The organism is Marinomonas sp. ABL3_031, assembly GCF_056161265.1.
The window spans coordinates 24,637-45,043 of sequence record NZ_JBSWYU010000004.1 but is presented as its reverse complement, the minus strand read 5'-3'; the positions used below and the strand labels follow the sequence as shown (position 1 = coordinate 45,043).

The 20,407-nt window shown below is 44.8% G+C and carries 22 protein-coding genes and 1 other RNA gene; 7 read left to right on the top strand and 16 right to left on the bottom strand.

The window, feature by feature from the left end; genetic code table 11:
• Positions 1–254: 254 nt before the first annotated feature.
• From ACXAH2_RS06295 to ACXAH2_RS06285, 3 genes are all read right to left on the bottom strand, one after another.
• Complete coding sequence (locus ACXAH2_RS06295) at positions 255–1,628, bottom strand: glyceraldehyde-3-phosphate dehydrogenase (protein WP_475077324.1); 1,374 nt, start codon at positions 1,626–1,628, stop codon at positions 255–257.
• 261 nt (positions 1,629–1,889) lie between these two features.
• On the bottom strand, positions 1,890–2,219 hold the full coding sequence (locus ACXAH2_RS06290) for a DUF3392 domain-containing protein (protein WP_475077323.1): 330 nt from the start codon (positions 2,217–2,219) through the stop codon (positions 1,890–1,892).
• 20 nt (positions 2,220–2,239) lie between these two features.
• Entirely contained in the window at positions 2,240–2,788 is a 549-nt protein-coding gene (locus ACXAH2_RS06285; protein ID WP_475077322.1) for a uridine kinase, read from the bottom strand.
• Between the two features lie 130 nt (positions 2,789–2,918).
• Between ACXAH2_RS06285 and ACXAH2_RS06280 the strand changes: the two genes are divergently transcribed.
• Positions 2,919–3,530, top strand: coding sequence for a uridine kinase family protein (locus tag ACXAH2_RS06280; RefSeq protein ID WP_353666381.1), 612 nt, complete (start codon positions 2,919–2,921; stop codon positions 3,528–3,530).
• A 29-nt stretch (positions 3,531–3,559) separates the two neighbouring features.
• On the opposite strand, the gene dnaJ is transcribed toward ACXAH2_RS06280, so the two are convergent.
• The 3 genes from dnaJ to grpE all read right to left on the bottom strand — a co-directional run bounded on the left by dnaJ (position 3,560) and on the right by grpE (position 7,422).
• Complete coding sequence (gene dnaJ, locus ACXAH2_RS06275; protein WP_475077321.1) at positions 3,560–4,693, bottom strand: molecular chaperone DnaJ; 1,134 nt, start codon at positions 4,691–4,693, stop codon at positions 3,560–3,562.
• A gap of 136 nt (positions 4,694–4,829) precedes the next feature.
• Positions 4,830–6,746 carry a molecular chaperone DnaK gene (dnaK, locus tag ACXAH2_RS06270; RefSeq protein ID WP_475077320.1) on the bottom strand — a complete coding sequence of 639 codons (1,917 nt, stop codon included), beginning with the start codon at positions 6,744–6,746 and terminating at the stop codon, positions 4,830–4,832.
• Between the two features lie 100 nt (positions 6,747–6,846).
• On the bottom strand, positions 6,847–7,422 hold the full coding sequence (gene grpE / locus ACXAH2_RS06265) for a nucleotide exchange factor GrpE (RefSeq protein WP_475077319.1): 576 nt from the start codon (positions 7,420–7,422) through the stop codon (positions 6,847–6,849).
• A gap of 184 nt (positions 7,423–7,606) precedes the next feature.
• Between grpE and recN the strand changes: the two genes are divergently transcribed.
• Positions 7,607–9,277: a DNA repair protein RecN gene (gene recN, locus ACXAH2_RS06260; protein WP_475077318.1), complete on the top strand. Its 1,671-nt coding sequence runs from the start codon at positions 7,607–7,609 to the stop codon at positions 9,275–9,277.
• 234 nt (positions 9,278–9,511) lie between these two features.
• Here recN and fur read toward each other — a convergent pair whose 3' ends face one another.
• A complete protein-coding gene (gene fur / locus ACXAH2_RS06255) occupies positions 9,512–9,922 on the bottom strand; it encodes a ferric iron uptake transcriptional regulator (RefSeq protein WP_353666386.1) in 411 nt (136 codons plus the stop codon).
• A gap of 69 nt (positions 9,923–9,991) precedes the next feature.
• Here fur and ACXAH2_RS06250 point away from each other — a divergent pair, with 69 nt between their 5' ends.
• Complete coding sequence (locus tag ACXAH2_RS06250; RefSeq protein ID WP_475077317.1) at positions 9,992–10,309, top strand: outer membrane protein assembly factor BamE; 318 nt, start codon at positions 9,992–9,994, stop codon at positions 10,307–10,309.
• Here ACXAH2_RS06250 and ACXAH2_RS06245 read toward each other — a convergent pair.
• From ACXAH2_RS06245 to ACXAH2_RS06235, 3 genes are read right to left on the bottom strand one after another with little or no spacing between them, the layout of a single operon-like run.
• Positions 10,306–10,590 (bottom strand): RnfH family protein, encoded by a 285-nt coding sequence (locus ACXAH2_RS06245; protein ID WP_475077316.1) that lies wholly within the window; start codon positions 10,588–10,590, stop codon positions 10,306–10,308. The two genes, ACXAH2_RS06250 and ACXAH2_RS06245, sit on opposite strands and share 4 nt — an antisense overlap.
• Before the next feature lies 1 nt (position 10,591).
• A complete protein-coding gene (locus ACXAH2_RS06240) occupies positions 10,592–11,023 on the bottom strand; it encodes a type II toxin-antitoxin system RatA family toxin (protein WP_475077315.1) in 432 nt (143 codons plus the stop codon).
• A gap of 1 nt (position 11,024) precedes the next feature.
• Positions 11,025–12,383 carry a sodium-dependent transporter gene (locus ACXAH2_RS06235; protein ID WP_475077314.1) on the bottom strand — a complete coding sequence of 453 codons (1,359 nt, stop codon included), beginning with the start codon at positions 12,381–12,383 and terminating at the stop codon, positions 11,025–11,027.
• A gap of 170 nt (positions 12,384–12,553) precedes the next feature.
• Here ACXAH2_RS06235 and smpB point away from each other — a divergent pair, with 170 nt between their 5' ends.
• Positions 12,554–13,033 carry an SsrA-binding protein SmpB gene (gene smpB, locus ACXAH2_RS06230; protein WP_475077313.1) on the top strand — a complete coding sequence of 160 codons (480 nt, stop codon included), beginning with the start codon at positions 12,554–12,556 and terminating at the stop codon, positions 13,031–13,033.
• Between the two features lie 64 nt (positions 13,034–13,097).
• Positions 13,098–13,460, top strand: a transfer-messenger RNA (tmRNA) gene (gene ssrA / locus ACXAH2_RS06225).
• Between the two features lie 71 nt (positions 13,461–13,531).
• Here the strand turns inward: ssrA and ACXAH2_RS06220 are convergent.
• Together ACXAH2_RS06220 and ACXAH2_RS06215 are read right to left on the bottom strand one after the other, a co-directional pair.
• On the bottom strand, positions 13,532–14,065 hold the full coding sequence (locus ACXAH2_RS06220; protein ID WP_475077312.1) for an NADPH-dependent FMN reductase: 534 nt from the start codon (positions 14,063–14,065) through the stop codon (positions 13,532–13,534).
• Between the two features lie 136 nt (positions 14,066–14,201).
• Positions 14,202–15,203: an aldo/keto reductase gene (locus ACXAH2_RS06215; RefSeq protein ID WP_475077311.1), complete on the bottom strand. Its 1,002-nt coding sequence runs from the start codon at positions 15,201–15,203 to the stop codon at positions 14,202–14,204.
• Between the two features lie 75 nt (positions 15,204–15,278).
• Between ACXAH2_RS06215 and ACXAH2_RS06210 the strand changes: the two genes are divergently transcribed.
• Positions 15,279–16,265 (top strand): GlxA family transcriptional regulator, encoded by a 987-nt coding sequence (locus ACXAH2_RS06210; protein WP_475077310.1) that lies wholly within the window; start codon positions 15,279–15,281, stop codon positions 16,263–16,265.
• Positions 16,266–16,378: 113 nt separating this feature from the next.
• Positions 16,379–16,795, top strand: a complete 417-nt coding sequence (locus tag ACXAH2_RS06205) for a CBS domain-containing protein (protein ID WP_475077309.1) — start codon at positions 16,379–16,381, stop codon at positions 16,793–16,795.
• A gap of 62 nt (positions 16,796–16,857) precedes the next feature.
• Here ACXAH2_RS06205 and ACXAH2_RS06200 read toward each other — a convergent pair whose 3' ends face one another.
• From ACXAH2_RS06200 to ACXAH2_RS06185, 4 genes are read right to left on the bottom strand one after another with little or no spacing between them, the layout of a single operon-like run.
• Positions 16,858–18,600 carry a lysophospholipid acyltransferase family protein gene (locus tag ACXAH2_RS06200; RefSeq protein WP_475077308.1) on the bottom strand — a complete coding sequence of 581 codons (1,743 nt, stop codon included), beginning with the start codon at positions 18,598–18,600 and terminating at the stop codon, positions 16,858–16,860.
• A gap of 21 nt (positions 18,601–18,621) precedes the next feature.
• Entirely contained in the window at positions 18,622–19,062 is a 441-nt protein-coding gene (locus tag ACXAH2_RS06195; RefSeq protein ID WP_475077307.1) for a YHS domain-containing (seleno)protein, read from the bottom strand.
• Between the two features lie 10 nt (positions 19,063–19,072).
• A complete protein-coding gene (locus tag ACXAH2_RS06190) occupies positions 19,073–19,828 on the bottom strand; it encodes an NRDE family protein (protein WP_475077306.1) in 756 nt (251 codons plus the stop codon).
• Positions 19,829–19,830: 2 nt separating this feature from the next.
• Entirely contained in the window at positions 19,831–20,403 is a 573-nt protein-coding gene (locus ACXAH2_RS06185; RefSeq protein WP_475077305.1) for a hypothetical protein, read from the bottom strand.
• Positions 20,404–20,407: the final 4 nt, after the last annotated feature.

Sequence of the window (20,407 nt, the reverse complement as noted above, 5' to 3'; positions counted from 1 at the left end):
AAAGTGTGCTTTCGTACAGCCCTAACTGTACGATCCCTAAGGCAAGTTCCCACAGTCTTGTCTTAGGCGAATATCACCATTCCCACAGGATGTTGCTATTCAAGCTGCTAGTTACTTTTATTTAAGCTGGACACTTGTCCGGCTTTTTTTATGGCTTTTCCTTACTACTCGCCTTTTTATTATCACGTCTTCAAGCACAAAAAAAGCGATGACAGAATCATCGCTTTCTAATCAACCTAATACCAGTAAGCTTATTAAGCTGCTTGATTTTCTAATAGCTGAGCTTTTGAAAACTCGCCTTGCGCAAGTTTTTCCATCAAGCGTACCACTTGGCAGCTGTAACCGTATTCATTGTCGTACCAAACGTACAATGTTGCTTGGTTTCCACGCACTTTAGTGGATAAAGAGTCTAGGATACCCGCTTGCTGAGAACCGATGAAATCGGAACTCACCGCATCGGCTTCTTCACTGTAGCCAATCTGACCTGCCAACTCGGCACTGCCTGCAGCAGCTTTTAATAGCGCATTAATTTCTTCAACGGATGTCTCAGCTTTTAGGTTCAAGCTCAAGACAGCAATGGATACATTGATTACCGGAACACGGATCGCGCTACCGCTTAATTTCCCTTCTAATGATGGAATGGCTTTTGATACCGCTTTCGCCGCGCCGGTTTCTGTCATTACCATGTTCATGCCTGCAGCACGACCACGGCGGTCGCCTTTATGAATGTTATCAATCAAGTTCTGATCGTTGGTATAGGCATGCACTGTCTCAACATGACCAGATTCAATGCCAAACTTGTCTTCTAATACGGATAAAATAGGCGTGATGGCATTGGTCGTACAAGACGCTGCAGAAACAATCTTGTCTTCTGCCCTTAAGTCCGAATCATTCACACCAAACACCACATTCTTCATAGCTTTGCCAGGTGCTGTTAACACAACACGATCAATACCTGGACGATTAAGATGCACACTCAGGCCATCATGATCACGCCAACGTCCAGTATTGTCGACCAATAAAGCATTATCGATACCATGGGCTTGATAGTCGACTTCAGCAGGATCCGACGCGTAAATAACCTTTACTTTGTTACCATTGATCATCAAGGCTTGGTTTTCTTCGTCCGCTTTGACTATGCCGTCGTAGGCACCGTGCACAGAATCGTATTTGAGCAAGCTAGCGCGCTTTGCCAAATCCGCCTTACCCGCATTACGCACCACAATGGCTGCCAATTTCATCCCCGGAGTCGTGTGACCCAGAGCACACATACGACGAGCCAATAAACGACCAATGCGGCCAAAACCGTAGAGTACAACCGGCACTTCTGTTCCTTCGGTCGATTGCGCTTTCAACAAACTAGCAAGATCAGCTTCAGCCAATAAATCTTCCAGTTCTACACTAGATTGTCTTGCATCACTGGCATACAAATCTTCTAAGGCTGCATACACTTGCGTTAGATCCACTTCTGGATGCTGATCAAATGTTGCCATCAATCCGGTGACAGAGTCGGCCATCAGAGTATTACCTGCTAGCTGAACCTTAATGGATTTTTCGCGGCCTAACTTACCCAAAAGTGGAATCATAGATTCGACTTGTGAGAGTGATTGTAACCAAGTGCTTGTCATGCTGTGCCCCCAAGTGACGCTATCGTATCAATATGGGCGCAAGTTTACCGTCAGATTTGACCAATAACAAATTGTAAGAAGACTACAAAAAGTCTTTAAAATCCGTAATTTAGAGATTTATTTTATAGAAATAACGAAATATCAGCAGGAAGCTAGAAACTTTACTACAGAATAAAATTCAAAAAGCGAAAATGAGAGAATCTGGCCCTTTTTTGTTGTAAATTAGCAACGAAAATCGACAGGAAATTTCATCATATTTTTTTACAAATGACGCTTTCTTTCCGCCAACACGCCTAAAAAACAAAAACAAGCGAGTACCAGCACTGGACGATATACCAAATCCACTTGGGTAATTCCCCAATACACTAATGGCTGAGTCCATAATGTCAGCAAGCCGTAGCCAAAGGTACACATGAGAATAAAAGCCGATATGCGTGCAAGGAATATCCAGGACGCTACCATACGCTTTAAATAGCCATTAATACGATCCCCGTAAATCACCAAACACGTGGCCACCAAGGCCAACGAAACATCTTGTAGATGCGGCTGTAATAACTGAGCCAAACGAAGATTAAGATCAAGAAAAAACATAGCAAAGGGTCACGTCGACGTTAATTATTGCGAGACAGAGATTCTACATCAATACGGCCTGAACGTTGAATCACTTTAGGTCGTTCATCAAGATACATGACAGACACATCAAAAGTGGTATTTTTAAGCATTATCTTCGTATAGTCTCGCAACCACCATTCCACCTTCCCAACACCACTGGTCAGGCTACCTATACTGGGAACACCATATTTTTTGAACAAGAGTTCGCCTAAAGCACGACGTTTACTGTCACTTTCCACCACACCAGACAATAAAGCTTTTTCTATAAAACCAGAGTCGTTGCTATAGACCATCAAGTCTGTGACACCCAAAATGCCTTCCGGCCCCAAACTAAAACTTTCTATACCCTCTTGATAAGAAGGATAACCCTCTACGCCCATGGATTTGAGATATTCCTCTAAATCCGTGAGTTTAAGATTATTGAAAGGTAAACCAAACAATTCAGACGTTGTCGCCACACGCACGACATTCGCTTGCGTATTCGCCCATACGAACTGCGTCACCAAGCAAGACAAGGCGAGGACAGCTGAAGCAATCACCTTAAGCATGAATCTATCCCTACATACATCGATATTCCACTTTTTCGGCACTAAAACCACACAACCTGATATATAATACAACACGATTCGCTCCGACAACTCAAGGAGCACAGACGCTTTATTTTATTTGAGGTAATACATGGCACTTGTTATTGGCATCACTGGCGTATCTGGCAGCGGAAAAAGTCGACTTTGCTCGTTACTAGCAGAAGGCCAAGATTCAAAAATTACGGTTCTTTGCCAGGACAGCTTTTACAATGGCTGCGGTAGCATAGATCCGGATGTCTACAACTTCGATGATTTGAGTTCATTGGATATAGAAAGCCTGACATTGGCCATTCACAACTGCAAAAATCGCCAACAACCGAATGAGATCCCAGTTTACGATCACTCGCAACACAAACGTGTTGGCTACCGAAACTTAGAACCAACGCATGTGGTCTTAGTAGAAGGTCACATGATGTTTCAAGACCCAGGCATTCGTGATGCTGTGGACTATCTATTATTTGTCGATACGGATATGGACATCGCCATTGTACGTCGATTGAAACGAGACATTGCAGAGCGTGGTCGTGACGTAAATGAGGTGACCAGCCGATACATGCGCCATGTACGCCAAGCCGCCATAAAAACCATCGGCATTCGTGACAAAGCGGACTTCATTATCCCTAATAATCAGAGCTTCACCAATGCGGCCAATTTATTACGCAGCCACATTGATTATTTACTCAAAGAAAAAGGCGCTAAATAGCGCCTTTTATATAACACTGGATAAGACCCTTACTTCTTAATATCATCAAAGAAGCGTTTAACGCCATCAAACCAACTTTTTTGTTTTGGAGAATGATTCGTACCTTCTCCCATGGTCTCGGCCAATTCCGTCAATAACTCTTGCTGACGCGCCGTTAAGTTTACCGGAGTTTCCACCACCACTTTACAGATCAAATCACCGACTGGGCCACCGCGAACGGGTTTCACCCCTTTATTACGCAGACGGAATAATTTACCTGTCTGACATTCCGCGGTCACTTTCAAACGCACACGACCATCGAGAGTTGGCACATCAATTTCGCCACCTAATGCCGCTGCGGTAAAGCTTATCGGCACCTCACAATACAAGTTCGCCCCGTCACGCTCAAAGATGCTGTGCGGTTTCACCGACACCTGAACAAACAAGTCTCCCGCTGGACCGCCATGAGTACCCGCTTCGCCTTCACCAGATAAACGGATACGATCCCCCGTATCAACGCCAGCAGGAATTTTCACATTCAGTGTTTTGTATTCTTGCTTGCGACCTTGACCATGACAATCTGGACAAGGATCAGCAATCACCTGACCTTGGCCATGACACTCAGGACAGGTCTGCTGCACCGAAAAGAAACCTTGTGACATACGCACTTGACCCGCACCACCACAGGTTCCACAGGTTTTTGGAGTAGAGCCTTTCTTCGCCCCTGTACCGTCACAAGTATCACAAGCGACTAAGGTAGGAATACGAATTTTCTCTTCGCAACCCCAAACCGCTTGCTCTAAATCCAATTCCAAAGTGTAACGTAAGTCGGAACCACGACGCGTGCGGCTTTGACCGCCACCACCGCCACCGCCACCGCCAAAGATGTCACCAAATACATCACCAAAGATATCACTGAAACCACCAGCACCAGCACCGCCAAAGCCACCAGCTTGACCACTTACGCCTTCATGACCAAAACGATCATAAGCCGAACGTTTTTCTTCAGAAGACAATACTTCATAGGCTTCAGCCAGTTCCTTGAATTTATCAAGTGCTTCTGGGTTATCTGGGTTCTTGTCTGGGTGGTACTTATTCGCTAAAGAGCGATAAGCTTTTTTAATCTCTTTCTTATCCGCGCTTTTGGACACCCCAAGAACGTCGTAATAGTCTCTTTTGCTCATCGCAGGTATTCCTGAATCGTAAAAGTCTGCATGTTTTATTTAAGCATTCTCAAGCTCGCTTAAACAGCAAGGCACGGTATTCACCGTGCCCGCCATCACTTGCCTCGCAATGAGGCGGTTTCATCAGCATTGACGATTATTTTTTATCGTCTTTTACTTCTTCAAATTCCGCGTCTACAGCATCGTCCTGAGGTTGTGCTTGTTCAGCACCTTGCGCTGCACCTTCAGCCGCTTCCGCGTCTGCATACATCTTCTGAGCCAAAGAACCAGACGCTTGCGTCAAGGCATTGGTTTTCTCTTCGATCTTTTCTTTGTCGTTCGAAGTCAAAGCTTCTTCCAATTCAGAGATCGCCGTTTCAATGGCGGTTTTCTCTTCTTCAGTGGCTTTATCGCCAGCATCAGCAAGTGTCTTACGAGTCGCGTGGATCATACCGTCAGCTGTGTTACGAACTTGTACAAGCTCTTCAAACTTACGATCTTCTTCCGCATTCGCTTCCGCGTCTTGCACCATTTGCTCGACTTCTTCATCGCTTAGACCAGAAGACGCTTTGATCACGATAGACTGCTCTTTACCGGTCGCTTTGTCTTTCGCAGAAACGCTCAAGATACCGTTCGCGTCGATGTCGAAGCTTACTTCGATTTGTGGCACACCACGTGGCGCAGGTGGAATGTCAGCCAAGTCGAAACGACCTAGAGACTTGTTCTGAGCCGCTTGTTTACGCTCACCCTGCAAGGCGTGGATAGTCACTGCATTTTGGTTGTCTTCTGCTGTCGAGAAAGTTTGCGATTTCTTAGTAGGAATCGTGGTGTTTTTCTCGATCAAAGTTGTCATCACGCCACCCATTGTCTCGATACCGAGAGACAGAGGCGTTACGTCTAGCAATAGAACGTCTTTCACGTCACCGGCCAATACCGCACCTTGAATAGACGCACCGATGGCAACCGCTTCGTCTGGGTTCACGTCTTTACGTGGCTCTTTACCGAAGAATTCGGTTACTTTCGCTTGTACCAAAGGCATACGAGTCTGACCACCAACCAAGATAACTTCGTCGATATCAGAAGCAGACAAGTCCGCATCTTTCAGTGCTTGGCGGCAAGGCTCTAGAGACTGAATCACCAATTCTTCAACCAAAGATTCCAACTTAGAACGGGTCAATTTCACGTTCAAGTGCTTAGGACCAGTCGCATCCGCAGTGATGTAAGGCAAGTTTACTTCTGTTTGAGAAGAAGACGACAACTCCACTTTCGCTTTCTCACCCGCTTCTTTTAGACGCTGTAGTGCTAATGGATCGTTGTGTAGATCAATGCCAGTGTCTTTCTTAAACTCAGCCGCCAAGAATTCGATCACACGCATGTCGAAGTCTTCACCACCTAGGAAAGTGTCACCGTTAGTAGACAAAACTTCGAATTGCTTCTCGCCATCAACGTCAGCAATCTCGATGATAGAGATATCAAAAGTACCACCACCAAGGTCATAAACCGCGATAGTAGAATCGCCAGAGTTTTTGTCTAGGCCGTACGCCAATGCCGCCGCGGTTGGCTCGTTGATAATACGCTTAACATCTAGACCAGCGATCTTACCAGCGTCTTTCGTTGCTTGACGCTGCGAGTCATTAAAGTAAGCAGGCACAGTGATAACCGCTTCTGTCACAGACTCACCTAGGTAGTCTTCTGCAGTTTTCTTCATTTTCTTTAGGACTTCAGCAGAAATCTGTGGTGGCGCTTTCTTGTCGCCTTTGATTTCTACCCAAGCATCACCGTTTTCAGCAGAGATGATTTTGTAAGGCACCATAGAAATGTCTTTCTGTACCACATCATCTTGGAAACGACGACCGATCAAACGTTTAACGGCAAACAAGGTGTTCGCTGGGTTCGTAACCGCTTGTCGTTTTGCTGACTGACCTACTAGCACTTCACCATCGTCTGCAAAAGCAACGATGGAAGGCGTTGTACGATCACCCTCAGCGTTTTCAATTACACGTGCTTTTTCACCATCAAGAACAGCTACACAAGAGTTAGTTGTCCCTAAGTCGATACCAATGATTTTACCCATCGTTTGTTTCTCCAATAAATTCGTTTGTAACAAAGTTAATTCTGTATTTGGGTACGCTTAAACACTTTTCAAGCGTCCAGTGTCAAAAAAATGACGTTTTTTATGCAGCGCTTGAAACCACTACCATTGCAGGTCTCAACAGACGACCGTGCAAGGTATAACCTTTTTGCACAACGTCCATCACAGTGTTGGGTTCCAACTCAGGGTTTGGCACCATAGTCATCGCCTGATGCAAGTCTGGATTGAACGGTTCGCCATGAGGATCAACGGCTTTGATGTCAAAACGACCAAGGGTTTCAAGCAAATCTTTCAGGGTCAATTCTACCCCTTCACGTACTGGGTCGGTTTCCTCTGTGTCGGTCGCCGAAGCAAGGGCACGCTCTAAGTTATCCGCCACATTCACGATGGCTTTGGCAAATTTCTCTAAGCCAAACTTATGCGCTTTCTCAACGTCCTGTTCCGCACGGCGACGAACGTTTTGCGCGTCCGCTTGGGCACGCAGCGCCGCTTCTTTATACTGGGCTACCTCTTCCAATGCTTTAGCAAGCTCATCATCCGCTTCGGCTTCTAATACTTCCGCTTCTGGCTCCAGCAGTTCTTCTACTGCTTCTGTTTGCGCTTCATTTTGCAAATCTTGCTCCGCCTCTTGGTTAGGATTTTTTTGCTGATCACTCATCTTTTAACTCCAAATAACAGAAACTCTCTTTCTCTGTGCTGGGTATATGGGGACAGCTTTTGACCTTTCAATACTAAAACCGCATAAAATTTATGGTGATTAATTGTTATGGCACCACTTGTCAAAAAACAAACAAATACTGTATAAATAACCATATAAAAATTTTCTCTTTGTGGAGCCAATTATGCTAACCAGCATCGCAATATCCAATTTTGCTATTGTGGAGTCCTTAGAGCTTGAGTTTAAGCAAGGCATGACAGTCATTTCCGGTGAAACGGGGGCCGGTAAATCCATCATGGTGGACGCTTTGTCCTTGTGTTTGGGTGACAGAACCGATGCCGGTGTGGTGCGCCACGGAGAGAAAAAAGCCGACATTAGCGCCAGTTTCGACATTCAGCTTTACCCTGATGTGCAAGCATGGCTTGAAGAAAGAGATTTGGAACAAGACCAGCACTGCATATTGCGTCGTGTTATCAGTAAGGAAGGTCGTTCCAAAGCCTACATCAATGGCCGCCCATGTACCTTGAGCGATTTAAAAGAAGTTGGCAGTCAGCTGGTTGATATTCATGGTCAGCACGAGCATCAGTCTTTATTAAAGAAACACGCGCAACGCCAGCAGTTGGATGAATATGGTCAGCTCACGGACCTCAGCAAACAAGTACAACAGCAATATGCTGTTTGGCGCCAGCTGAAAGACGAACTCTTTGCCAAGCAAAATCAGTCCGCCGAGCAAGAAGCCAAGGTGCAATTACTATCTTACCAAGCGCAAGAGCTAGAACAGCTGGATCTGAAAGCCGGGGAAATCGAATCCTTAGAGCAAGAGCAGACCTTTTTATCCAATATTGCCGATTCACAAATGAAGGCTTACCAAGCCAGTAATGTATTGGCGGATAATGAAGAAGGCAGCATTTGCTCTTTATTGAATCAGGCCATCAACAGCGCCAGTCAAATCAACCCGCAAACTCAAGCCCTCGAAGGCGCATTGGAAATGATGAATGCGGCTTTGATTCAAGCTCAAGAAGCCACAGACAGTCTGCGCCACTACCAAGACACGCTTGAGCAAGATCCAGAGCGTTTAACCGCCATTGAGAGTCGTTTATCCGAGATTTACGACACGGCTCGTCGCCACAAGTGCTTACCTGAGGCGTTAATTGCTTTGCGTGAAAGTGTGGAAGCCGAACTGGCGCAACTAAAAGGTGGCGAAGAAAGTTTGGAAGCCTTGAAGGAAAAGGAAGAGCAAGCCTACGAGCAACTTACCGCGCTAGCCACCACACTTACCGAAAAGCGCATTGTCACTAAAGACGAATTGGCGAAGAAGGTCGAAGAACAAATACACGGCTTAGGCATGCCTCACGCCCGCTTCTATATTCAATGCCAACCACTCAATCAAGTGACCGCCAATGGCTTTGAGGACATAGAATACATGATCGCTTCCAACCCAGGCCAACCAGCGCAAGCCTTACGCAAGGTCGCGTCGGGTGGTGAATTGTCACGTATCAGCTTGGGCATTCAAGTGGTAACAGCGCATACCTCTACCATTCCCACTCTGGTATTTGACGAAGTGGATGTGGGCATCAGTGGCGGTATTGCTGAAGTGGTGGGTCGTATGTTGCGCTCAGTGGGCCAACGCGGGCAAGTCTTCTCGGTTACTCACTTAGCGCAAGTGGCGGCGCAAGGTCATCAGCATTTACGTGTCAGTAAAAAAGTCGCTAATGAAGCCACTTCTTCGCAGGTTGAAATATTAAAGGAACAAGATCGCACGCAAGAGATTGCACGCTTACTGGGTGGCATTGAGCTAACCGAACAAACCCTAGCTCACGCCCGAGAGATGCTCAGCAACGTTCAACTGCAATAACGTTCAACAGCAATAACGTTCAACAGCAATAACGTTCAACAGCAATAAGGCGCCGTTTAAGTAAGATAGAGCATCATCAGAATCAAACCGCCTTGGGCCTACTGCTCAATAAAGAAAAAGGGCTTAAACCCTAAAAGTTTAAGCCCTTCCATTGCTCACAAAGAACGCCACCTTACAGCGGCACCCTTCGCTATTGCTCTTATATTCATTGTGCTTGAATAAAGCGCGCTTCGCTTATTTTTTCTTTGGACGTACGTAGATGATCAAACTGTGATCTTCAATATCGTAACCGTGTTCTTCCGCAATCTCATGTTGACGCTTTTCGATCACAGGGTCAACAAACTCGATCACCTTGCCTGTGTCTAGACAAATCATGTGATCGTGGTGATCGCCTTTTTCCAATTCAAACACAGCGGTACCTGCTTCGAAGTGGTGACGCTTAACTAGCCCAGCGGTCTCGAACTGAGTCAATACACGATAAACCGTTGCCAAACCTACGTCTTCACCTTGATCCAGCAGAGTACGGTAAACATCATCAGCACTTAAATGATGGTCGCCTGCTTTTTCAAGAATTTGTAAAATTTTCACTCTTGGCAAGGTTACCTTGAGTCCCGCTTTCTTTAGCTCTTGATTTTCACTAGTCATGAGTCATTCTCTATTTCGATCTTGTTGATAATTACTTTATCATTAGCATACCAACTAAGGATAATACCAATGAAAAAATCAGTTTTAATTTTATGTACCGCCATGACGCTTAGCGCCTGCAGTCTATTTCCACCGCCTTACAAAGTACCTGTCGCTCAAGGCAACCTAGTAACACAAGAGCAGTTTTCACAGCTTGAAATCGGCATGTCAGAATCACAAGTGACGTATCTACTGGGCAATCCCATGATCAGAGATACTTTCAAACCCGACGAGTGGCACTATCAGTACACTTCTCTCTACGCCGCACCAGAGACCAAAGAAAGTGACATCACCAATCTGGTGCTGACTTTCGACAATGGCGTTTTAACCAACATTAAAAACAACTAAGCCTTAGGGCTTTTTGCTGCTCGGTTGGCCCTAGCCTGTTTAGGGTCAACTTTCAGCTCACGATACAACTCCACTCGCTCGCCTTCTTTTAGCATCTGTTGATCCGCATCGCGCACCGCTTTACCAAAAATACCTAGTTTCACATTTTCCACGTCTAACTCTGGGAAAAAGACATTGATGTTAGAACGTCTAACCGCTTCACGAACCGTGCAACCTTCTTCTACCTCCAAAGACACGATTTTTTGCTTTTCCGGCAAAGCGTACGCTACTTCTACTCTCATATCATTCACCATATACAACTTTCGCGCGCTTACTGAAAGAATCTACCATGGTATTGGCAATTTGGCTAAATACACCACCAAATGCAAACTTAAGCATGCCACTCAATTCAAAATCGATACTCAAAGCGATTTTACAACTGTTAGGCGACACTTCTGTGAAACTCCACACACCGTGCAAGCGTTTGAACGGACCCTCCACTAACGTCATCTCAATTCGACGCTGCGGTGCCAATAAATTCTTGGTCGTAAAAGCCTGTTTAACGGGGCCTTTACCCACCTCCAATGACGCCACAATTTCAGCTGGAGTTTGCGATAATAGCTTGGCACTTAAACAACCCGGTAAAAATTCAGGGTAAGCATTGATATCATTCACTAAATCATACATTTGCTCACAAGTATAATTAACATGAGCAAAACGCTCTATATGACTCAAACTAGGCTCCTATCCAACCTGCTAAGGTAATCACCACCATAGCGGGAATACTGATGTATTTTAATATTCTATACCACCATTCAAAATGGCTAGTTTGTTTGGTGATCATTTCATTCTGCAACATGGTACGCGGAATAAACCAAGCCACCAATATTGACAACAAAATCGCCACCAGAGGAAGCAATATCTTGGAGGTAACTCCATCCAACAACTCAAAGAAATTCAGATCGAAAATGATTTTATTGTCCCAATGGTTAAAGGACAACAATACTGCGATACCAATAAACCAAGCCGCAATACCCAACAACAATGCCGCTTTTAGGCGAGCGATGTAAAACTTCTCATGCAACCAAGCAACAAACAATTCCAACATAGAAATAGCAGATGTGAGCGCGGCAATGACAAGCAAAGCAAAGAACACACCAGCGACTATCTGCCCTGCTGGCAAGCCACCAAAAATAATCGGCAACGACACAAAGGTTAAACTTGGCCCCGCTTCCACATCAATTTGAAAAGAGAATACCAAAGGAAAAATCAACAGTCCGGCGAGCAAGGCCACTAACAAATCAACACCAACCACTATGCCGCACGCACGCGTAATGGACATCCGCTTACTCATATAAGCACCATAAGCAAACATGGCCCCCATGCCCACGCTCAAACTAAATAGAGCCATGCCCACCGCAGCTAACACCACATCAAAAGTAATGTCTTGCCACGACCAAGCAAACATAAACTCAAGAGTTTTAGACATATTGCCAATCGATATGGAATAAATCGCCAAGCCCAACAAGGTCGCCACCAAAGCCGGCAACAGAATACGCACTAATGCAGACAAACCACGGGTTACTGATTGACCTACGGTTAATACCACCAGCACCATAAACACAGAGTGCCACAGCAACATTTCCGAAGAGTTTGCCAACAAACCTTCGAACATGGACTCAGCACCAAGCTGACTGATGTCTTTAAATTGCCCTGACAAAGCGCGTTCAAGATAAGCAATCGACCATCCAGCAATTACGCTATAAAAGGTGAGGATTAGAAAGCCCGTAATACCAGCCAGCCAGGGCACAATGACCCAAGCTTTATGCACAATATGGCGCTCGCTTAAATCATTCACCGTATCAACGGGATTGGAGCGAACCGTGCGACCTAATGCCACTTCAGCAACCAACACTGGCAAGCCTACCAGTAAGAGACACAAGCAATACACTAACAAAAAAGCACCGCCACCATTTTGCCCTAGCACATAGGGAAACTTCCAAATATTTCCCAAGCCGACTGCCGACCCACTGGCCGCAAAAATAAATATCCACGGACTTGACCAAATACCTTGTAAACATCGACTTTCAGGCATAAATTTAGGCTCTAACAAAACAACTCAAATGAATAAGCGGCACACGGTTTTCAATTCATGCGCTCTGCCCAGATAAAATTTAGTAAACAGATGTGAATTTTCCACCATTCAGACACATACCTCAAGAAAAGCATAGGTTTTTGCAGCTATCGACCGTATAATTTTCAACTATGAGTAAAGTTAAGAAAAAATCCAATAGCACTGGCACCATCGCCCTCAACAAGCGCGCTAAGTACGATTATTTTGTTGACCAGAAATTTGAGGCCGGTTTGGTTCTGTCTGGCTGGGAAGTAAAAAGTCTGCGTGAAGGCAAAGCACAACTTGTTGATTCCTTTGTTATTATTCATCAAAACGAAGCATGGCTAGTAGGTGCGCGAATCACCCCTTTATTAAGTGCCTCCACTCACGTGGTGTGTGAACCTTTGCGTCAACGCAAGCTATTAATGAACCGCAAAGAAATTGATCGCATCATCCAAGTCACTGAGCAGAAAGGGAAAACCTGTGCTGCCATGGCGTTGTACTGGAAAGGCAATAAGATCAAATGCGAAGTGGCACTGGTTACAGGTAAAAAAGACCACGACAAACGTGACACAGAGCGTAATCGCGATTGGTCCCGTGATAAAGAACGCCTAATGAAACACAAAATATAACGTGTGGAATCATGGTATCTGACTAGCGAAAGCCGCAAGGATTCGTTAGAATGGCCGCAACTTCGGGGATGACATGGTTTCGACGCCGGTTACAAAACCTGAGGTGCATGTCGAGAGCGATACGAGATCTCGTAAATCCACTTGTATCATTTAAATAGTCGCAAACGACGAAAACTACGCTCTAGCAGCTTAATAACCTGCTAGTGTGCTGCCCCCAGGTTGCTTGTAGCCCGGGATTCCGCAGTATCATAAATTACAAGATGCTATCCGATGCCCTGCCTGGGGATAAGGATCTAAGATCAATCAGGCTCGCCGATTACACCCTGTCCTTCGGGCGGTAATAGGTCAAAAAATAGAAGTGACTAAACATGTAGAGCCGATGGCAGAGGACTGACGGACGGGGGTTCGACTCCCCCCATCTCCACCAAATTTAAAAAACCTAATGACTTCGGTCATTAGGTTTTTTTATGTCTTGCAATCGAGCCCGTCGGAGCTCAATTAGGCTTTTAGTGTGAACGCCTGAGACAGTGCGTCTTTTAGGGATGCATCCATGTCTGCGTCTTTCATCACGCCGGCTTCGGAATCAAACACTTCATAGAACTTAGGAACAGATAAGGCGGCTTTCACATCGGCAGCAAAGTAAGGTGCTGAAGCTTGTGCCGCTGCTAATACACTGGCGCCCCCCATTGAGCCAGGAGAAGAGGCTAGCAATACCATTGGTTTGTTTTGATATACCTTCATATCGATACGAGACATCCAGTCGAACAAGTTTTTGTACGCTGCTGTGTATGAGCCATTGTACTCTGCGAAGGAAATGATCACGCCATCAGCGCTGCCGATCTTGTTGAAGAACTCGGTTGCTAGGGCCGGCATGCCTTCTTCATTACGCTCTGGGCTGTAAATGGGCATTTCGTAATCATTAATGTCTAGAATTTCCACATCCGTTGCCTCGACCAATGACGATGCGTACTGAACAAGCTGTTTGTTTATGGATTTTTGGCTATTGGTAGCAGCAAAAGCGAGTAGTTTCATGTTATCTCCATCTCATGTGTGTGAATCACAGGTCTCGTTTTACGAGTTGATACCACTCACTATAAATAATTTATGCTAAGAAATTAATAAGCGTATTGTTAAATCATTATTTCTCTTTGCTCAATAATGGCACTTCTTACCATGCATAAGCTTCTGGAGTTGGCTGGTTTCTAAGTTGCTTGCCAGCTTGAATAGGAAATAATGCGTCTAAGCAAGCTAAGGTATCATGGCTCAAATTCGCTTCAAGTGCTGCTTGCAAACCGTCAAATTGCGCCACGGTTCTGATGCCGACAATCGCACTGGCGACAGCAGGATTAGCCAATGTCCACGCTATGGCTAAAGCATTACCAGGTATATCCAAGGCTTTGCAAAGATCATCATATTCCCGTAATTTCGGGCCATAAGTGGCTTCATCTAATCCATACCAATCCATTACCGCTTTCGCACGCGAACCTTTCCGGTTACGGTCGCTACCGGCGAGCAAACCGCCAGCTAATGGCATGTAAGCCAGTATGCCTATGCCAAAATCCTCTGCACATGGCAATAAATCCAATTCAGAATAACGACAAATTAAGCTATACATGGTTTGTTCAGAAATAAAACCTAAATGACCTAATTGAGCAGCCTGCATTTGATGTTTTGCCAACCCCCAGCCATTGTAATTACTTGCACCAGCGTAAATCACCTTGCCCTGATTCATCAAACGATTAAAGCTCCCCCAAAGTTCTTCTCCAGGTATGGTTCGATCCAAATGATGCACCTGATACAAGTCAATTCGATCCGTTTGCAGGCGAGACAAAGACTCCTCGATTTGTTTATGTATTTTATAAGCCGACAAACCCGCTTCTTCATTTGGTAAATGTGAAGCAGGTTTCTCTTGATAAACCTTTGTCGCTAATACAATACGATCTCGTTTTGTTGGATTTTTCGCCAACCAGTTCCCAATAATGGTTTCACTCGAACCCCAATGCGGATTGCCATAATCGTTAGAGGTGTCGATAAGATTAATGCCCATATCGAGCGCCATATCGAGAATGCGATGACTCTCTTTTTCTGTCGCCGACACGCCAAACGTCATAGTACCTAAGGTGATCGGACTGACTTTAAGATTGGTTCTGCCTAGTTTGCGATAATACATTTGGATACAAACCTTTATATAATTGAAAGAAAATTCATAATGACTAAAGGCTAAGAAATAAATAATATGGCGTAAATGACAATAAAGAACGATATTCTGCCAATGCACTTTACTCGAAGCATTTACTTTGTTCTCTACCCTGACTCGGCATTACTGGATTATTCTGGGCCATCAGGTGTTTTTGCTGTGGCAAACGAACTCATTAACGATACTGTCTACTCGCTTCATTGCGTTTCATCCACAGGCGGACTCATTCGGCAAAATACCAATGTTTACATTGATACCTTAGCATTTGACCATACGCAGTTAAGCGTCGAAGATACCGTTTTAGTCATGGGCGCTCCTAGCTCAGCCTTACAACAGGCCATGGCCGACCCTGCCATCAGACAATATCTTGATTACTCAAGTCAGTTATGTGGTCGTTATGGCTCGGTTTGTACGGGGGCTTTTATATTGGGCGCGGCAGGCCTTCTCGATCATAAGCAAACCAGCACACATTGGGCATCACAGAAGTTATTAAAAGACAGCTATCCTTTGGCTCAGGTGAATCAAGACGCTTTGTATACGGTGGATGGCAACCTTTGGACATCCGCAGGGGTAACAACAGGGATAGATATGGCTCTTGCCATGGTCGAGCAAGACTTAGGACGATCCATCAAATCACAAGTCGCAAAACACCTCTTGGTTTATGCTCAACGCGCTGGACACCAATCACAATTTACTGACATCTTACTCGCGCAAACCCACCATGATGATAAATTCGCTCGTTTGATTGAGTGGCTACAAGAACATTTGCATCATCCGATAAAAGTGGAAGATATGGCACACTTTATGGCCATGAGTAGTCGTAGTTTTCATCGACACTTTACTCATGCATTTGGTCAATCTCCAGCCAGTTTTTTTGTTCAACTGCGTTTAAATCAAGCACAAAAATTATTACAGGCCGGTGTTCCTGTTGCACAGGTTGCCTCCAAGGTGGGGTTCAAATCTGTGTCCGCTTTTCGTACTGCCTTTAAAGATTTTACTGGCATAACGCCAAAGTTTTTCAGTGGCCTTGAGTGATCCATAAGAGAAGGGTGCGAATCCTCTTTTAAACCAACAAAATCGTCTAAATGCTAGGCAATTCTGTTTATCTCACACTACACTAATAGTAAGCATTGACTGGAGAAATCGGTATGAAAACAGGTACCCTCTTTGTGAGAGACATTATGTCCCGTGACGCTCATTACGTTTACCCTGATACCAGCATAGTAGATTGCATAAAAGGGCTGACAAAACGTCATTTAGCCGGTGCTCCGGTAGCAGATAAACAAGGGCATTTGATTGGTTTTGTCTCTGAACAAGATATTTTGCCTGCGCTAATGCAAAGTGCGTATTACAGTGAAGAGCCCAAAGACGTAAGTTCAGTAATGACGACCAATGTGCTGAGCGTCAGCCCCAACGATCATATTATTGAAATCGCAAAAATGATGTCTGAACCCAAACCTAAAATGTACCCTGTGGTGCAAGAAGGTCGTATTATCGGCATCATTACCCGATACCATGTCACTAAAGCCTTACTAGCCGATCTGGAAGTCGCTGTACCAGTTTAAGACAAATCAAACGACACAGTCACAAGGTACGACACAACCTTACATTGCTTGTGATGCTGCTTTTAACCTTCTGTGTTCAGAGCCTGTTGGTTGAGATAACACTCAGCCTGGGTTCTGCCCATGTATTTACCTAAGGTTTTCAACGGCACCTTGGTCAAGTCGACCATAATCAGACCGTCCAATGCATCATTAAAATCATGATCCAGATTGAAACAGATCAATTTACCGTTCATTTTAAGGTATTGTCTGAGCAATACAGGCAAACCTTTCCCTTGCTCCATGCGCGCCAATATCTTGGACAAGAGTTCCGCACTGGTTAACGCTGACAAAAGAGTCGGCTGCCAAAACTCGGCTGTATCCTGAGCCAAAGGCGTGCTTGCTTTAACTAGCTTGGCTCTTTGTTGATCATAATGGTGCAAAGACAAGGTTTGCATCATAAGTTGTCGAGCGCAGTTACTGTAATCTTTACTGATACTGACTGGCCCAAATAAATGGGTGTATTGCGGATTGCGCGATACTATTGTGGCAATGCCTTTCCATAACATCAGCAAAGAATTCAAGTTCTTTTGGTAGGCCTCGGCCACCACCGAACGACCCACCTCAATACTCTTGCCCATACTGGCCAAAAAACGTTGATCATATTGAAATAAACTACGTGAGTACAAAGCTTGTAGCCCTTTCTGCTCAAGTAACTGATCCACAAATCCGAGGCGATAGGCGCCAACAATTTTTTTGTCCGCGTTATGCCACACAAATAATTGTTGGTAGTAATGATCGTATTCATCCAGATCACAAGCCAAGCCACTGCCTTCCCCTACCGCGCGAAAACTGAGCTCTCTAATGCGTCCTATTTCTTGCATTATATTAGGCAATTGCTCACGCCCAGCACAATACACAGCAAAATCCCCTTGTTCCAATAGCAAGGCCTCGGCCGGTAAAGCCATTATGTCGTCAAGCAATTGCTCAGTCGCTAATGGCGCAACAACTTGCGGTAAGTTTGCTGATCCAGAATCAGTGGACAATAAGTAGGTGTTAAGGCGCAAATAATGCACTAAGTCCTTTTCATCACTAAAGCCCTTGAGCTCAGAATAATCAATCGCTTGGCCAATCGATAAACGAATTTTTGAGGCGCGCTTATTGAGTAATTCTTTGGCCAACATCGCGGTTCTTAAAAGCGGATGTATTCGCCCTGCGCGATAAAACATAGGACTGTTTTGTCCATCAATAAAAATAGGCACCGCGGTAGCTTCACTGCGATTAATAAACTTGGCAACCGAGTGACGCCATTCTACGTCTGCCAATACGTTACTGCCTTTAGGGTAGGTCGATACTTCGCCAGCAGGAAAAATAACCAACACACCGCCATCAGCCAAATGCTGATTGGCCTCACGAATTGCCACACTGTTGGTTTTAGTAGCTTTACTGCCACCGAACACATTCACGCCGATAAAGAGATCACGAATTTCAGGTAATCGCTTGAGCATTTCATTTGCCAGTACTTTCACATCCTGACGTACACCCGCCAACAAATCGGCCACTATCACACCTTCAATGGCCCCCAACGGATGGTTGGCTACGATTACAACTGGGCCTGTTTGAGGAATGTTCTGCAAAGAGCCCGATGCCAGTTGATAATCTATTTCCAATGCTTTGAGTGTGTAATTCATAAATTCAAAGCTGGACTGAGTGGGGATACGTTGTTGATACAAGGCATCCAATTTACTCAACCCCGTCAGCCACTCCAAACATTTTTCAGCAAGACCAAATGGCGTGACTCTGGGCAAACGAAATGGGCTATCTATCATCTTCTTCTCTCTTTTCTTGACTTACTTTGGCATCATTTCTGGCCAGTTTTGGTCTGCTTGAGTGATGTGTAAACGACGATCATCATCCCATTTTTGTTTTACCGATTTGTTATAGTTGAGGTATAACTTGCCATTGACAATCGCCCATTGCTTTGGATCCGATGAAGCAAATCCCTTATTTGCAGAAACGGCCCAAGCACAATAGCCACCATATTGGGGGGCGTATTTTACAGGATCGGCTAAAAACATATCCAAATGCTGTTGCGACGCAAAATACCAATCCGCTCCCTGGTATTGGGTTGTGAACTTACTACTGCCCTCTACCGCTCGTTGTTCGGTAAAATAGGCAACAGTATCATAACCATTAAGGGCTTTATTACTAAAAAAACTCGTTGAGATAGGGTCTTCTGCCCACACTAATTGACTGACAAAAAGACCGAGAATGGCGATAAATTTTTTCATTATTTACTCCTTAGGAAGCCACCGACATAGCGGTTTGTTTAGATAAGGTAAGACGACTGTTTACTAAACTGTTTGGCGTCAAATAACGACAAGGTGAACCAGCCACATAACTCATGTGCTGCTCGTTAGATGACACAGAAACATGCGTAAAACTAACGGTTTGCGCATCGTCACGATGCAAGCAAACCGATTTATAGAGTAGATCTTTGTGATGGTGACAATGAAATGCTAAGTGCCTCCCTTGATCCACATCATCCGCCACCAAGTCTTGATAAACTCGGTGTCGATATTCACTGACTTCAGCCAACTCGACAGCAGAGGAAAAGACGGGAGATCTTATGTCATTTATACGCAAGTTCTCACCATCCCAATGAAAGGCTCGAACTGGGCTTTCTTGTTTACATAGATCAAGGTCAAAAGCCAATAAAATGAAAGGAGCAAACCGTTTCATCTCAACCTTGCTAAGCGCCTTTTCAACTTCCTCAGTTCCAATATGCTTGGCTAAACGACTGAGTAATACACCGCGACTCGTCAGTGGAGGTGGAGGCATCTTACCTTGGTAATTATTTAGTAAACATAAACTTAACCCAGCATCATTAGTGCTGATCCAACTGCCTTGTCCCACTGGATCAATTGGCATCATCACTTTCACCCCTGCCAACTCAGTTACGCTTGGAGGCAAGGCTTGAGCACGGGTTATTTGTTCATCTCTATTAAAGTAAATCTCATAGCCTGTCGGTGAAATTGACCAGCTTACAGAACACATAATTAAGCCTTCCTCATATAAGACAAAGTGGTAGCAGCATAGCCGAAATCATGGTCGGTCTGACCGCCCAACAAAGTGACCGCCACTTTGGTCATGGCAAAATGATGGGTGGCATGCAAAGAGACAAAAGTTATTTCACGCTCTAATGTCGACCACATCAAAGCAGATTGGCAATCACACACAGACACTTCCGATAGCACTTGAACAGATTGTTTGATGTCGTTTAACTGAAGCCTTTCCAACCAGTCAATTAATTGTTCAGTCTCTAAAATTGCCTGTTGACGACAGCTCTCCACCAGATGACCACGTCGTCTTTTGTTGTAGTCAATAATGTCTTTACCAGATTCACATGTCCCCATAACTAACAGCACCTGATACACATCCAACAAATGACGAAAATGTTCTCCAATACTGCTATTCACATAGGGTTTTGCCGTGCTTTGATATAATTCATCCGTTAAACCCAACAATAAGCCTTTACCTTGCTCTAAGGTCTCAATCGCACCTTGAACAACGACTAATTCGCGCCCCGATAGAACCTTTTCAGCGATACTTTTTTTCCATCTGGATAACATATGC

Excerpts from the sequence above, each read along its gene's own strand:
- ACXAH2_RS06295 (WP_475077324.1), bottom strand. The coding sequence starts at position 1,628 with ATGACAAGCACTTGGTTACAATCACTCTCACAAGTCGAATCTATGATT.
- ACXAH2_RS06290 (WP_475077323.1), bottom strand. The coding sequence starts at position 2,219 with ATGTTTTTTCTTGATCTTAATCTTCGTTTGGCTCAGTTATTACAGCCG.
- ACXAH2_RS06285 (WP_475077322.1), bottom strand. The coding sequence starts at position 2,788 with ATGCTTAAGGTGATTGCTTCAGCTGTCCTCGCCTTGTCTTGCTTGGTG.
- ACXAH2_RS06280 (WP_353666381.1), top strand. The coding sequence starts at position 2,919 with ATGGCACTTGTTATTGGCATCACTGGCGTATCTGGCAGCGGAAAAAGT.
- dnaJ (WP_475077321.1), bottom strand. The coding sequence starts at position 4,693 with ATGAGCAAAAGAGACTATTACGACGTTCTTGGGGTGTCCAAAAGCGCG.
- dnaK (WP_475077320.1), bottom strand. The coding sequence starts at position 6,746 with ATGGGTAAAATCATTGGTATCGACTTAGGGACAACTAACTCTTGTGTA.
- grpE (WP_475077319.1), bottom strand. The coding sequence starts at position 7,422 with ATGAGTGATCAGCAAAAAAATCCTAACCAAGAGGCGGAGCAAGATTTG.
- recN (WP_475077318.1), top strand. The coding sequence starts at position 7,607 with ATGCTAACCAGCATCGCAATATCCAATTTTGCTATTGTGGAGTCCTTA.
- fur (WP_353666386.1), bottom strand. The coding sequence starts at position 9,922 with ATGACTAGTGAAAATCAAGAGCTAAAGAAAGCGGGACTCAAGGTAACC.
- ACXAH2_RS06250 (WP_475077317.1), top strand. The coding sequence starts at position 9,992 with ATGAAAAAATCAGTTTTAATTTTATGTACCGCCATGACGCTTAGCGCC.
- ACXAH2_RS06245 (WP_475077316.1), bottom strand. The coding sequence starts at position 10,590 with ATGAGAGTAGAAGTAGCGTACGCTTTGCCGGAAAAGCAAAAAATCGTG.
- ACXAH2_RS06235 (WP_475077314.1), bottom strand. The coding sequence starts at position 12,383 with ATGCCTGAAAGTCGATGTTTACAAGGTATTTGGTCAAGTCCGTGGATA.
- smpB (WP_475077313.1), top strand. The coding sequence starts at position 12,554 with ATGAGTAAAGTTAAGAAAAAATCCAATAGCACTGGCACCATCGCCCTC.
- ACXAH2_RS06220 (WP_475077312.1), bottom strand. The coding sequence starts at position 14,065 with ATGAAACTACTCGCTTTTGCTGCTACCAATAGCCAAAAATCCATAAAC.
- ACXAH2_RS06215 (WP_475077311.1), bottom strand. The coding sequence starts at position 15,203 with ATGTATTATCGCAAACTAGGCAGAACCAATCTTAAAGTCAGTCCGATC.
- ACXAH2_RS06210 (WP_475077310.1), top strand. The coding sequence starts at position 15,279 with ATGACAATAAAGAACGATATTCTGCCAATGCACTTTACTCGAAGCATT.
- ACXAH2_RS06205 (WP_475077309.1), top strand. The coding sequence starts at position 16,379 with ATGAAAACAGGTACCCTCTTTGTGAGAGACATTATGTCCCGTGACGCT.
- ACXAH2_RS06200 (WP_475077308.1), bottom strand. The coding sequence starts at position 18,600 with ATGATAGATAGCCCATTTCGTTTGCCCAGAGTCACGCCATTTGGTCTT.
- ACXAH2_RS06195 (WP_475077307.1), bottom strand. The coding sequence starts at position 19,062 with ATGAAAAAATTTATCGCCATTCTCGGTCTTTTTGTCAGTCAATTAGTG.
- ACXAH2_RS06190 (WP_475077306.1), bottom strand. The coding sequence starts at position 19,828 with ATGTGTTCTGTAAGCTGGTCAATTTCACCGACAGGCTATGAGATTTAC.
- ACXAH2_RS06185 (WP_475077305.1), bottom strand. The coding sequence starts at position 20,403 with ATGTTATCCAGATGGAAAAAAAGTATCGCTGAAAAGGTTCTATCGGGG.